Raw genomic sequence first — 12,851 nt, 5'->3', positions numbered from 1 at the left:
GCCGCCATCATGCTCATCCTGAGTGCCGGTCAACACCCGGTCACGCTCCTCGAAGATAGTTGGGTACTTCTTGACCACCTTCGCCTCGAACAAGCTCTGGATTCGCTTCTTGGCTGCCGACGCGGCGGTGCTACTGGCGCGCTCGGCCGGCGTGACGTAGAAGTTCAGACTCGGGGAGCGTTCGTCCTCGATCTTCGTGAAGATCAGCTTGAGCAGCTCCCAGAATGCCTCGGTCTTTTGTTTCCCCTCGTGTGCAGCGATGAAATTGTGGCACCGCCGGAACGCGAACAGTAGGTTGTCGGCGGTCGCGACCTTCAAATCCTTGCGTTTTGGTCGCTGAACATCGTCCTCGGACTGGCCATACCCGGGGATATCGATGATTTCCTCGAACTCCCAGCCGCCCTTGCCATTCGACCGCTTCGCGTAGCAGAACTTCTCGTCGCCGTTGGTCCAGATGCCGTATTTGGCGTTGAGGCATGCCGCCATGTAGGACTGCAACTGACCGACACCCTCTGTGCGGTGAGTCGGCTTCACATCGGCGCGCTTGGTTTCGATCAATACGTGGCAGTTGGGCTGCGTGTGCGGCTGCCCGGCGCCGAACACGACGATGTCCACCCGCTTGCGGCTGGAGCCGACTTTGATCGGAAACTCAGGCTGGCAATCTTTCGGGGCGAACTTGTATTGGCGAACGAGCGCCTTCTCGATGTTCTGACGTACGTATTCCTCAGGGGTGTCGTTGACGAGCTTCCCTGTGAGGAAGTCCGCCACTTTCCCCTCGGGCACCGATCCAGCAACGGTTACGGTCGGAGCTGAGTCGGTCACGTCACATGCCTCTGACTTCCTGCCTAGTGTGAGATAGCTTCCCAAAGCCTATCGACGCCGCTTAACCGTGACCGGCAGACCCGCCGTCGCATCAAAGCCCGAGATGCTCGATGAGCTCACTCAGCTTTCAGTCCCTTGGTCGATGTACGCACGTCGGACGTCACACCCTCGCGTTACCGTCACAGACATGACTGACCTCACCGCACCCGATCCCGCCACCGAGCGGATGGCACGCTCTGCCGAGATCACCCGCCGCTCCAACATGTTTCGCGTGTACCGCGAAGCCGGGGTGTTGCAGGGCCTACTGATGGCCACCGTGGTGCACGAGAATGCCATCGACCCCGAAGTCGGTGCCGCCCTGTCCGCGATGAAGCAACTGCTGCCCTACGCGCAGGAGCGGTCGGTTGGTGACCTTATGCGTAGGGATACTCCGGAGTCGCGGGAGCTGTTGGATGCCGTGAAAGCGGCGATGGTGGAGTGGGACGCGAGGATGCGTCGGGACGACCCGGACGACGGCACTGCCGACCCATGAGCCCCCTGTCCTCCGTGGGCAGGATCGCCAATAAAGTCGCCTAACCGCCGTCCCCTTCTTCCGCGGCACACGGACCTCTATCGCGGAAAGAATCCCTGCGTGACGGATACTTCCCCCGCCCGGTGAAGGTTCAGATACAGGCCGCCCCTGCCGATTACGGAGTTTCATTTGGTGGCTCTTTGCTGAGAGATCTCAAGGTGTACAACTGGTTCACGGAAGTCAATTCGCGGTCAGACACCCCGACGGCCCCATCACAGTGTGTCGACAAGAGGGCTGCAACGGCCAGGTGCAGGGTGGGTGACGGTGCGCAACGCCAACATGCTTACCTGCCGCTATCGCGCCAGGTACCCGTGCTGTCATCGCGGCGGCGGATGAGATTGACCAGAACACCGCCGTCATACACTCAACGGCAACATTTCGTGACTGGGCTGACCGCTGCGCGCCAATACGCTTGACGGTATGCGGGAGCTCGCGNACTTGTTGTTCGTCCCGCGCGCCTACGGGGTGCGGGGCCCCTCCTCGGGTGCGCTGAACGGCGCCAACCGTTGTTCAGTTCCCGAGGAGGGGATGAGTGAAGTCTGCCGAGGAGATCATGGAAATTCTGGAAGCCTATGACTTGACCGGTTCGTTTCGTGATGCTGCGGAGCTGGCGGGGTGTTCGCATCACACCGTCGCCGAGTATGTGGCCGCGCGGGAGCGCGAACACAGGCTTGTCGAGCGCGCGACGGGCTTCGGTCAGCGACACCTCAACGAACTTGCCAGCGGTCACGTCACGAGTCTGCAACCAACCGACGACACAACGAACCTAAACAGCCATGCGCGAGTCGTCAGGTTGCGATCTCTTGTTCCATCTTCGGAGCAACGATGAGGCGGCTTGATCGCGCCTCGTCGTCCAAAGGGTCCTGAATGTTGAGCAGCCCCGGTCGAATATCGACATGATCGCCCGACGCGCCGTGCTGGCGCCGTCACGCGGCGCGCGCATCATCGTCCATGAGCGCTAGGCGGTCTTGACGAGACTGCCCCGGTTGATGCGGTCGAGAGCCTGGTTGGCCGCGCCGTTTCCGCCGATGAGGTCGTTGGCAACGCCGATCGCCGCCTTGACGAATCGGTGCCGCAGCCAATCGGCGACAGGCAAGGTGTCGGGATAGCGGTAGAGTTCGCGGGCCCACGGCGGCAGGAGGTCTCGTGCCGCCCATTCCAAAATGTTCCAGACAGGCCGTGCGATAAGCGGCATCGGTAACCCCTCGAATATTGCGATGCTGGCCAGCGTCTGCGCAGATACCGATAGCCGAGGCGCTACCTCGGCGAAGTACTTCTCCACGTCGGCAAGGGTTTCCGGAAGCTCGGTGGCGCCGAGTTCGCCTGCGATGCGGGCCCATTGGCGAAAGTACTCGTCGGCGCGTCGACCGCGAAGGGGCTTCGGGTGGTACTTCTGATGGGCGGCGAAGAACCCGAAAGCCAAGGTGGCGTAGGCGAATCGCAACGCGTCTGGATCGTTGGCCGCGTAGGGACGGCCGTCGGGCAGGGTGCCAACGACCGTCTTGTGCATCGCCGAGACGATCCTGCACGCTCGCTCGGCCGATACCGTCGAGCCGAACGTGCACGCCGACACGAACGCCGCCGAGCGGCCCAGCCGCGCGCTGAGCACATCCCAGCTCGGCTCCCCGCGGTAGATGACCGAATGTTCCACGGCCGCGGCGGCGAACGCCGGATGCAGCGGCTCCATGTACAGGCCCGCCCAACCGCCGAGCGCCGCCGACAGGTGGTTGTGGACGTACCAGATGGCCGAGTCCGGGCCGAACCATCCGGGGTCGCCAACGGGTTGGTCGTAGTCCACGTCGTGTAGATCCGCCCGGAACACCGCCTCGGCCACGCGGGTGGCTGCCGCTTTCACATATCTGTCGACCAGCACACTTCGACCGTATACGACCTATAGGTCGCATTCAAGGGTGTCCGGCAGAATCGGGGTGTGCACCGACGGCCACCGCAGCAGGCCCGCTCGCGGGAGATGGTGGCGCGCATCGTCGACGCCTGCGAGGACATCCTCATCGCCGACGGCTACGCCGCGGCGTCGACCAACCGCATCGCCGCGCAGGCCGGCATCAGCAAAGGCTCGTTGTACCAATACTTTCCGGACAAGGATGCCGTCGTGCTGGCGGTGCTGCGCCGCCTCGCCGACGCCGTGGCGGCCGACGTGCTGGGCCGGTTCGCCGATGCCTCCGATCTGGCGCCGCGGCAGGCCCTCGAATTCGCGGTCAGCACAATGCTCGACGTCGAACAGGCCAATCGGGCGCTGCTGCGGGTGGTGATGGAGGAAATGCCGCGGCTGGACGGATTCGACAAGATGCGCGAGCTGATCGACACGCTGGTCGGGGTCGCCGACGAGTATCTACGGGCCCACCGCGATCAACTGCGCGACGACGTCGACGTGGAAACCGCGTCGTGGCTGATTGTCGAAACCGCGTTACGAGTGTCGTTCCAGTACGTGCTGGCCGCGAAACCGCCTATGCCACAAGCACAATTCACCTCGGCCCTGGTCGACATGCTGGTGCGTTACTGCTTGGTCTGACCGTTACGGCTGCGCGTCGATGACGGCCTGCGGCACCGGGGCATCGGATGCCAGCGCCTCGAACAGGTGGGTGGCCGCGTCGCTGTCCCAGATCACGACGGCTCCGGAGTAGTCGCTGCCGGTGAACTCGCCGATCGGCACGGTGACGGTGGTGACGTCGCCGCGCAGCGACCATGCCAGCCGCGCCAGATCCCAGATGTGCGCGCCCGTGTCGACGGTGATCGCGTCGGTGGCCGAGTCCGCCATCGGATACCAGCGCAGCGGGTTGAGCAGCACCGCCGGGCTGGCCGCGCGGTGCATCAGCGCGGACATGAACTGCTTCTGGTTGAACATCCGGTCCAGGTCGGCGCGGGGCGTGGCCCGGGTGCGGACGTAGCCGAGCGCGTTGCGGCCGTCGAGCTTCTGGCAGCCGGCGGGCAGATCGATGCCGGCGAGCGGATCGCTGATCGGCTCCGGTGGGCACATCGTCACCCCGCCGACGGCGTCGACGAGGGAGGCGAAACCGTCGAACCCGATCTCGGCGTAGTGGTCCAGCCGCAAGCCGGTGGCCTGCTCGACCGTCTGGGCCAGCAGCGGCGCGCCGCCGAACACGAACGCCGCGTTGATCTTGTCTTCGCCGTAGCCGGGGATCGAGACGTAGGAGTCGCGCGGGATGGAGACCATCGTCGTCGGCGTGCCCGACCCGATCGCCGGGACGTGCACCAGCAGGATGGTGTCGGTGCGGCCGTTGCCGATGTCGCCGCCGGTGGCCAGCTCGGCCTGCTGCTCCGGCGTCAGGTGCTGGCGGCTGTCCGAACCGACCAGCAGCCAGGTGGTGCCCTTGCCCGCGGCGGGCCGTTCGGCGTAGTCGGCCAGCGCCGGAATGCGGTTCAACTGCGAATCGGCCCAGACGCCTGCGGCGACGACGCCGGCGACGAACACCAGCAGCAACGCCGCCACCATGGCGCCCCAGCGGCGTTTCCGCTTGGGTTTGCGCACCGCGACGGGTGGGCGCTGCTGTGGCGGGCGCGCCTGGCGGGGAGGCGGCGGGGGCGCCTGGCGACGAGGCGGGGGTGGCAGTGGCGGCGGTGTCGGCGGGTTGGGCGGCCAGGCGGGTCGGTAGCCGGGGTCGCGGCGGATCACCTGCGATGGCTCGCGCCGTGGCGGTGGGTGAACAGCAGGCCGACGCAGCCTCGGGTCCGGCGGGCGATTGCTGTTCACCTCAAAAATGTACGTGCTGCGGCTGGATAACTACTGCAACCAGCCCAGGTGTCCGGCCGCCAGCGAATAACCGGCGAACGCCACCGTGTCGATGACGCCGTGCGCGATCACCAGCGGCCACAGCCGGCCGGTGCGCTGCCAGACGTAGCCGAACACCAGGCCCATCGCAAAGTTGCCCAACCCGGCGCTCCAGCCTTGATACAGGTGATAGACGCCGCGCAGCGCGCTTGACGCCACCAGCGCGACGACGGGGTGCACGTGCAGCTGGCGCAGCCGGGTCAGCAGGAACCCGACCACGATGACTTCTTCGGCCCAACCGTTGGCGAACGCCATGCCGATCAGCACCGGGATCCGCCACCAGGTGTCGTTGAGCTCGGCGGGCACCACGGCCGCGCTCAGGCCGAGGGCCCGCGCGGCGACGTACAGCCCGATGCCGGGCAGGCCGATCAGTGCCGCCAGGCCGATGCCGCCCAGTACGTCGGAGCGCCAGCGCAGTCGGCCCAGCCCGATCTGTGACGGCCCGATTCCGCTGCGCCACAACAGGTACAGGCCCAGCGCACCCCAGGCGATCAGCTGCGCCAGCGATGCCAGGTTCAGCCCGAGGTCGATCAGGTCGAACGGCGAGCGGCGCGGATTGAGCGCCACCGTCTGGCCGGACAGGCCGAGCAGCACCGCTTCGATCAGGTTGAGCAGGGCCGTGTAGGCGCTGAGGGCGAATGTCACCGCCAGCACGACGGCGATCTCGATCTTCAGCGTGCGCCGCTGCGGATCGGTCAGCTCGTCGGGCGCACCCACCCGAGCTACGGTAGCGGGCGATCAGATCCGGCGCGCGCGCAATCCGTTGAGGAACGGGCAGCCCATCAGCACACGAATGGCCTGGCTGAGGCCGGTGATGTCGTCGACGGGTTTGGGGAACGGCAGCCGCACGTCGTGGTCGCCGTCCTCGTTCTCCACCCGCAGCTGCACGCCGTAGCGGTCCAGGCCCAGCGGCCGGATCCGGCCGCGGCGCAAGGCCATCGGTAGCCGGGTGGCCAGCCGGTCGACCACGTCGCGGTGGGCGGCCTCCATGTGCTGCAGCCAGCACGACTCCATGGTGCAGAACGGGTCGGGTTGCGCGCCGAGCAGTGTGCCGACACCGACGGACTCCGCCCCGGTGGAATCGGCGACGACGACGGACTCGATCTCAAGCCGCAGCAGCGCGTAGCGGGGGTCCTCGTCTTCAGACGCCGAATTGACTTGCAACAGAGCGGGATTGGGATGCTCGGTGGCGATCAGATCCAGCAGCGCCGGCACCTCGGCGGTCGGCACGTCGTGCAGCCGACCGCGGATCCACACCAGCGAGCGCACGGGTTCGCGCAGCGGCAGTGGGGCGTAATCCGTCATCTCCAACACCGCCTGCACCCCGGCAGGCCCGGCTGCCAGCACCATTCCGACGAGTTCACCGTCGACCGGCACGGTGAGGGCCAACGACCCGTCGTCGAACAGGTGGTGCACCGGGGTCGGGACGGGTTCGACGCCGTCCACGGCGAGCATCGCGCCGCCCCCGCGGGCGCACGCGCTGCGAATCCGCTCGGCTGTCGTCGGTGCTGCAACTGCCATCACGCCGCCTTTCACTAGGTGAGGTAAGCCTTACTTAACTATGGCGACGAGATCCGCGCAAGGCTTACCGTCTCGGCAGCCGGGGAGGCGTCAAATGACCGGATAGGGTTGAAACGTGCCGCGTATCGCCTTCCTCGGACCCGAGGGAACCTTCAGCGAAGCGGCGTTATTGCAGATGTCGGCCGACGGCATGGTGCCCGCGGCGGGATCGTCGAACCCGGTGGTTCCGGTGCCAACGGACAGCACCGCGGCCGCTCTGGCCGCCGTCCGCTCAGACGACGCCGACTTTGCCTGTGTGCCGATCGAGAACTCGATCGAGGGTTCGGTGCTGCCGACGCTGGACAGCTTGGCCACCGCAACCCCGCTGCAGATTTTCGCCGAGTTGACGCTGGACGTGGCGTTCACCATCGCGGTGGCGCCCGGCCGCAGCGCCGCCGACGTCCGCACCGTCGCGGCGTTTCCCGTGGCCGCCGCTCAGGTGCGGCAGTGGTTGGCAACGAATTTGCCCGATGCGCAGCTGGTACCGGCCAACTCGAACGCGGCGGCGGCACACGAGGTGGCCGAGGGCCGGGCCGACGCCGGCGTGAGCACCGCGCTGGCGGCGCAGCGGTGCGGGCTGACGGCGCTGGCGTCCGGCGTCGTCGATGAACCCAACGCGCGGACTCGCTTCGTGCTGGCCGGGCGGCCCGCCCCGCCGCCCGCACGCACCGGGGCCGACCGGACGTCGGTGGTGTTGCGGCTCGCCAACGTGCCCGGCGCGCTGGTGTCGGCACTGACCGAGCTCTCGATCCGCGACATCGACCTGACCCGCATCGAATCCCGGCCCACCCGAACCGAGTTGGGCACCTACATCTTTTTCCTCGACTGCGTCGGGCATATCGACGACGATGCGGTCGCCGCGGCACTCAAAGCGCTGCACCGTCGTTGTGCAGATGTGCGATATCTGGGTTCATGGCCGACAGGAGCGGCGGCGGGCGCGGCACCGCCCCGATTGGACGAGGCGTCACGCTGGCTGGCGCAGTTGCGGGAGGGAAGGCGGTGACCGGGCGGCTGGTGCTCGTCCGGCACGGGCAGTCCTACGGCAACGTGGAGCGGCGGCTCGACACCCGGCCGCCGGGCGCGGAGTTGACGGATCTGGGTCGCGATCAGGCCCGCTCGTTCGCCCGCGGCCTGTCGCGTCCCGCAGCGATGGTCGTGCACTCGGTCGCGCGGCGCGCCGAACAGACGGCCGCCGAGATCGCCGGCGAACTGCGCCTGGACACCCATCATTTCGAAGGCATCCACGAGGTGCAGGTGGGCGAGCTGGAGAACCGCAACGACGACGCGGCGATCGAGCAGTTCGAAGCCACTTATCAACGCTGGCATGAAGGCGAGCTCGGCTTGGCGATGCCCGGCGGGGAGACCGGCGAGCAGGTGCTCGACCGCTATCTGCCGGTGCTGACGCAGCTGCGCCTGCGCTACCTCGACGACCACGAGTTCCACGGCGACATCGTCGTGGTCAGCCACGGCGCCGCGATCCGCCTGGCCGCGGCGGTGCTGGCCGGTGTCGACTCGAGTTTCGCGCTGGACCATCATCTGGCCAACACCGAATCGGTGGTGCTGGCGCCGATCACCGACGGTCGCTGGAGCTGCGTGCAATGGGGCGCGCTGACGCCGCCGTTCTATCCCGAACCCGACGTGCACCCCGTCGAGGACGCGTTGCAGTCAGCCGACCCTATGGGCTGACGCGGTCAGTGTTTCGGCGGCCGCGCAGGTGCAGCCGATGGCGTCGCAGTCGATGCGGAACGCGTGCACCACTTCGGGGGTCACGCAGCTGTCTTCGGTGCATTCCGACCGAAAGCGGGTGTGGTGGATGACGGTGCCGTGGCAGTGCTCCAGGCCGGCACGACACTCCCGGCATTGGATGCTCATGGCCCGTTCATAGCACCGGCCAAGGACAAAGCGTGGATGCCGCGCGGCGTTGCGAGCGCTCATCCCCACCCCAGTTCGTGCAGCCGGTCGTCGTCGATCCCGAAGTGATGGGCGATTTCGTGGATGACGGTGATCGCCACCTCGTCGACGACATCGTCCTCGCTGTCGCAGACGTCCAGCAGCGCATCGCGGTAGATGGTGATGGTGTCGGGCAACGAACCCGCGTACGAGGAGTCGCGCTCGGTCAGCGCGATGCCCTGATACAGGCCGAGCAGGTCCGGTTCGTCGGGGTTGCGGTCCTCCACCAGGACGACGACGTTGTCGATCGCCGCCGCCAGTTCCTGCGGAATCTGATCGAGGGCATCCGACACCAACTCGTCGAACCGGTGCGGACTCATCCGCACGGGCACGCGGTTACGGCCCCGGCGGCGGTGGCGGCGGTGGCGCGGGTGCCGCTTCCGGAGGTGGTGGCGGAGCGGCGGGCGGCGGTGGTGGCGCCGCGGGCGCCGGCGGTGGAGGCGGAGGCGCCTCTGCAGGAGGCGGTGGCGGTGCCCCCGGGGCGGGCGGCGGTGCGGGCTCGGCCGGTGGCGGTGGGGCGTTGAGGATGGTGTTGCCCTGCGGCGGTGCGGTGGTGGCCGGTGCGGTGGCCTGGCCCGGCATGTGCTGGGTCTGCTGGTTGTCGTCGCTGTCGCTGTCGTCGTACTGGCTGCTTGATCCCGACTGGCTCGACCCGGACTGGCTGGAGCCGGACTGGCTCGACCCGGACTGGCTGGCCGAGCCCGAGGACGTGTCGACCGGCAGCGGGATGGGTGGCAGGTTGAGCCGTTCCTCGGGGATGTCCGGCGGCGGGACCGGCGGTTGACCGTTGATCATCAGCGGTCCCTTGGCGCTGTTGAGCAACGTGGACCAGCCGCCGTTGCCCAGCGTGGCCCCGATGCTGCAGGAGACCTGATGGCTGCCCGCCGCCCAACTGGGCAGCGAGACCGTGCTGTAGATCAGCGTCAGCGTGGTGTTGCGCAACTCCACCGGAGCGAGATACTCGTCCGTCAGCCTGGTGCAGGTTTCCTTGATGTAGGCGTCCTGCTCGGGCTCCGGCGGCAGGCCGCCGGGGAACTTCTCGGCCAGGTTGACCGAGCCGGTGACCTCCATGGCGTGCGGGGCGGCGCAGTCGACCGGGATGTCGGTGGGCTGATTGGTGGTCGGGTCGATGCCCAGGCAGGTGCCGGCCGGCCAGACCTTGGACTGATCGATGTCGGCGACCTTGCCCTTGAACGCCAGCTGCTGGTTGTTCGGCCCGGGCAGCTGCAGCCCGCACAGCATCCGCCGCTCACCCGACTGACGCCAGGCCTTGTCGCCGGACCACAGCATGCTGACGGTGAACCGACTGTTCGGGTCGTACTTGGCGCCGAGATAACGCCGCACCGCCGCGGTGCACTGCTCTTGGCTGATCTGCTGGATGCGGGCGGCCGACGGCGGCGCCGCATTGGGCCCGTACTCGCTGCCTGGGAACGTCCGCATATCGACAGACGAGGCGACCTCGAAGCGGTGCTCCTCGTTGCAGTCGACGATCTCGGCGGCGTCGGGGGTGCGGTCCGGCCAGTTCAGGCAGTCGCCGCTCTTGGCGTGGTCGAAGGTGTCGTTGCCGCGCGGACCGAGGGAGATCGAGCTGGCGGTCAGGCCGTTGGCCCCCTCACTGCGGGGCAGCGCGGTGATCAGGCCGGCGATGAGCAGGCCGCCGAGGGCGGTCAACAGCAGCGCCCGGCGCGTCGAGGTGGCCTGCAGGCTGTTCCACCACGGCATCGTCAGGGCGTTTCGGATTTTGGCCGTCTTGGGGGTTGCCGTCGTGTCCGTCGCCTCCGTCGCCTCCGTCGTCTCCGTCGTCTCGGAGGTCGGCGCGGACGACTCGTCGGCCGCCCCGTAGGGCAGCTCCTCGTAGTCCTTCTCGTAGGCCGTTTGGTCCTCGGAAACGTCCGACATCTGCTCCATTGTGACAGGCGTGTCCGACGCTGTGACAAGTGATGCACTTGTTACGTTGTGGGGTCCCGTATCGGGCGCCGGCGGGGTGGCGTATCGCCGTCCATTCACAGCCATGATGCAGAAATCGCGGACGAGAGTCGGCGAAGTAGTGTTGCGGCCGTGATCGACCTCAAGCTGCTGCGCGAGAACCCCGAGGTGGTGCGCGCGTCGCAACGGGCCCGCGGTGAGGACCCGGCGCTTGTTGACGCGCTGGTAGAGGCCGACGCCGCGCGGCGTGCGGCGGTGGCGGCCGCCGACAATCTGCGAGCCGAGCAGAAGGCCGCCAGCAAGAAGGTGGGCGCGGCCTCGCCCGAGGAGCGGCCGGCGTTACTCGAACGCGCCAAGGAGCTCGCCGAGCGGGTGAAGGCCGCCGAAGCTGCGCAGGCCGAAGCCGAAAAGGCCTTCACCGCAGCGCATATGGCGATCGGCAACGTGATCATCGACGGTGTACCGGCCGGTGGTGAGGACGACTATGTGGTGCTCGACAGCGTCGGTGAGCCCGCCGCGATCGAAAACCCAAAGGACCACCTGGAATTGGGCGAGTCACTGGGCCTGATCGACATGGAACGCGGGGCCAAGGTCTCGGGTTCGCGGTTCTATTTCCTCACCGGCGCCGGTGCCATGCTGCAGCTAGGGCTGATGCAGCTCGCAGCGCGGCTGGCCACCGAGAACGGCTTCACCCTCATCATCCCGCCGGTGCTGGTGCGCCCGGAAGTCATGTCGGGCACCGGCTTTCTCGGCGCGCATGCCGAAGAGGTGTACCGGCTGGAGGCCGACGACATGTATCTCGTCGGCACGTCCGAGGTGCCGCTGGCGGGCTATCACGCCAACGAGATCCTCGACCTGTCCGGCGGGCCGCTGCGCTATGCGGGTTGGTCGTCGTGCTTTCGCCGGGAAGCCGGCAGCCACGGCAAGGACACCCGCGGCATCATCCGGGTCCACCAGTTCGACAAGGTCGAGGGCTTTGTGTATTGCAAGCCCGACGAGGCCGAGGCCGAACACGACCGGCTGCTCGGCTGGCAGCGGCAGATGCTGGCGATGATCGAGGTGCCGTATCGGGTGATCGACGTTGCCGCAGGCGATCTCGGATCGTCGGCCGCGCGCAAGTACGACTGCGAGGCCTGGATCCCGACGCAGCAGACCTACCGCGAATTGACCTCGACATCGAACTGCACGACGTTTCAGGCGCGCCGGTTGGCCACCCGCTATCGCGACGAGAACGGCAAGCCGCAGATCGCCGCGACACTCAACGGGACGCTGGCCACCACGCGCTGGCTGGTGGCCATCCTGGAGAACCATCAGCAACCGGACGGGAGCGTGCGGGTGCCCGCCGCCCTTGTGCCGTTCGTCGGCAAGGAGGTGCTCGAGCCGTGATCGACATCGATCTCGCCGAACTGCGGAACTGGTTCGGCTTCGGGGTGGCGGGCAACTTCGCCGGTCACCTCGAACAGGCCGGGGAGGCAGGCGATTTCGTCAAAGTCGTGACGGAGGGGTATGCCCCGAAGGGCATCTTCCCGTGGTACGCGCCGGGTCGCGACGACTTCCTCGGCGAGTTCCCGTTGTCCAACGACTCCATCGTGCTGCCCGGAACCGTTGAGGGTGACGGACCGCTGAACCTGCAGATCGAACCGGAGGTCGGCGTCGCGTGCCGAGTGGTGTGGGAGGGCGACACCGTGGTGCGGCTGGAGCCGTTCGCTCTGGGCGCCTTCAACGACTGCTCGATCCGCCGACCGGGCGCCCCGAAGATCAGCTACAAGAAGAACTGGGGCGCCTCATCCAAAGGTGTTGCGCCGCAGTTCTTCGACATCAGTGATCTGACACCGGACGGGCCGACGGCGACGCTGCGGCTGGTGTGCTACCTGCGTGACAGCAGCGGTGAGGAACACGCGTACGGCATCGACAGCCCACTGGTCGGCTACTCCTACTACGGGGAAGTATTGCTGGACTGGATCGTGGAGCGGCTGGCCAACCAGAAGGGTTCGGCGGACACCCCGTTGGAGGACGTCGGCGCGTTGATGGTGGCCAGTGGGCACCCGCAAAATGTGTTGATCGGTATCGGGGCCACCAGGTACACGCCACTGGGTGAATCGACCTATCTGCGGCCCGGCGACGAGGCCATCGTCCGCGTCTACGACACCGAGACAGGCGCCGCTTCCGAACTGCGGCAGCTGGTTTCGTCGCGCTAGCTCCTCATCGCAGAGT

15 protein-coding genes are annotated in these 12,851 nt (G+C 67.3%); 7 read left to right on the top strand and 8 right to left on the bottom strand.

Annotated elements, in window-relative coordinates; genetic code table 11:
• Positions 1–822: type I restriction enzyme HsdR N-terminal domain-containing protein (locus CWS39_RS23100; RefSeq protein WP_142386912.1), on the bottom strand; the 822-nt coding region annotated here is incomplete at its 3' end.
• 187 nt (positions 823–1,009) lie between these two features.
• Here CWS39_RS23100 and CWS39_RS23095 point away from each other — a divergent pair.
• Positions 1,010–1,354: a hypothetical protein gene (locus tag CWS39_RS23095; protein ID WP_142386911.1), complete on the top strand. Its 345-nt coding sequence runs from the start codon at positions 1,010–1,012 to the stop codon at positions 1,352–1,354.
• Positions 1,355–1,925: 571 nt separating this feature from the next.
• Positions 1,926–2,222, top strand: coding sequence for a hypothetical protein (locus tag CWS39_RS23090; RefSeq protein ID WP_102145232.1), 297 nt, complete (start codon positions 1,926–1,928; stop codon positions 2,220–2,222).
• 129 nt (positions 2,223–2,351) lie between these two features.
• Here CWS39_RS23090 and CWS39_RS23085 read toward each other — a convergent pair whose 3' ends face one another.
• Positions 2,352–3,266, bottom strand: a complete 915-nt coding sequence (locus CWS39_RS23085) for an oxygenase MpaB family protein (protein ID WP_102145231.1) — start codon at positions 3,264–3,266, stop codon at positions 2,352–2,354.
• 57 nt (positions 3,267–3,323) lie between these two features.
• Here CWS39_RS23085 and CWS39_RS23080 point away from each other — a divergent pair, with 57 nt between their 5' ends.
• The gene (locus CWS39_RS23080; RefSeq protein ID WP_158240389.1) at positions 3,324–3,923 is read left to right on the top strand and encodes a TetR/AcrR family transcriptional regulator; all 600 of its coding nucleotides are present in this window, start codon (positions 3,324–3,326) and stop codon (positions 3,921–3,923) included.
• A 3-nt stretch (positions 3,924–3,926) separates the two neighbouring features.
• On the opposite strand, the gene CWS39_RS23075 is transcribed toward CWS39_RS23080, so the two are convergent.
• Genes CWS39_RS23075 through CWS39_RS23060 form a run of 3 tightly spaced genes read right to left on the bottom strand, consistent with a single transcriptional unit; the run spans position 3,927 to position 6,722 of the window.
• Complete coding sequence (locus CWS39_RS23075) at positions 3,927–5,123, bottom strand: LCP family protein (protein ID WP_199178270.1); 1,197 nt, start codon at positions 5,121–5,123, stop codon at positions 3,927–3,929.
• A gap of 30 nt (positions 5,124–5,153) precedes the next feature.
• Positions 5,154–5,918 carry a CPBP family glutamic-type intramembrane protease gene (locus CWS39_RS23065; protein ID WP_102145228.1) on the bottom strand — a complete coding sequence of 255 codons (765 nt, stop codon included), beginning with the start codon at positions 5,916–5,918 and terminating at the stop codon, positions 5,154–5,156.
• A 21-nt stretch (positions 5,919–5,939) separates the two neighbouring features.
• Entirely contained in the window at positions 5,940–6,722 is a 783-nt protein-coding gene (locus CWS39_RS23060; RefSeq protein WP_102145238.1) for a DUF2470 domain-containing protein, read from the bottom strand.
• Between the two features lie 115 nt (positions 6,723–6,837).
• Here CWS39_RS23060 and pheA point away from each other — a divergent pair, with 115 nt between their 5' ends.
• The gene (pheA, locus tag CWS39_RS23055; RefSeq protein ID WP_102145227.1) at positions 6,838–7,764 is read left to right on the top strand and encodes a prephenate dehydratase; all 927 of its coding nucleotides are present in this window, start codon (positions 6,838–6,840) and stop codon (positions 7,762–7,764) included.
• Entirely contained in the window at positions 7,761–8,447 is a 687-nt protein-coding gene (locus CWS39_RS23050) for a histidine phosphatase family protein (protein ID WP_102145226.1), read from the top strand. Before pheA ends, CWS39_RS23050 begins: the two co-directional genes overlap by 4 nt.
• Here the strand turns inward: CWS39_RS23050 and CWS39_RS23045 are convergent.
• Genes CWS39_RS23045 through CWS39_RS23035 form a run of 3 tightly spaced genes read right to left on the bottom strand, consistent with a single transcriptional unit; the run spans position 8,427 to position 10,433 of the window.
• Positions 8,427–8,633 (bottom strand): hypothetical protein, encoded by a 207-nt coding sequence (locus CWS39_RS23045; RefSeq protein WP_102145225.1) that lies wholly within the window; start codon positions 8,631–8,633, stop codon positions 8,427–8,429. The genes CWS39_RS23050 and CWS39_RS23045 overlap by 21 nt on opposite strands.
• Positions 8,634–8,692: 59 nt before the next feature.
• A complete protein-coding gene (locus CWS39_RS23040) occupies positions 8,693–9,043 on the bottom strand; it encodes a metallopeptidase family protein (RefSeq protein ID WP_199178269.1) in 351 nt (116 codons plus the stop codon).
• Positions 9,044–9,047: 4 nt separating this feature from the next.
• The gene (locus tag CWS39_RS23035) at positions 9,048–10,433 is read right to left on the bottom strand and encodes a septum formation family protein (protein WP_102145237.1); all 1,386 of its coding nucleotides are present in this window, start codon (positions 10,431–10,433) and stop codon (positions 9,048–9,050) included.
• A 336-nt stretch (positions 10,434–10,769) separates the two neighbouring features.
• On the opposite strand from CWS39_RS23035, the gene serS reads away from it, so the two are divergent.
• Together serS and CWS39_RS23025 are read left to right on the top strand one after the other, a co-directional pair.
• Positions 10,770–12,023: a serine--tRNA ligase gene (serS, locus tag CWS39_RS23030; protein ID WP_102145224.1), complete on the top strand. Its 1,254-nt coding sequence runs from the start codon at positions 10,770–10,772 to the stop codon at positions 12,021–12,023.
• On the top strand, positions 12,020–12,835 hold the full coding sequence (locus tag CWS39_RS23025; protein WP_102145223.1) for a DUF5718 family protein: 816 nt from the start codon (positions 12,020–12,022) through the stop codon (positions 12,833–12,835). The genes serS and CWS39_RS23025 overlap by 4 nt, the downstream gene beginning before the upstream one ends.
• Positions 12,836–12,851 lie beyond the last annotated feature (16 nt).

This window comes from Mycobacterium hubeiense (assembly GCF_002838065.1).
Classification (GTDB): Bacteria; Actinomycetota; Actinomycetes; order Mycobacteriales; family Mycobacteriaceae; genus Mycobacterium; species Mycobacterium hubeiense.
This window is presented reverse-complemented; position numbering and strand designations above follow the sequence as displayed.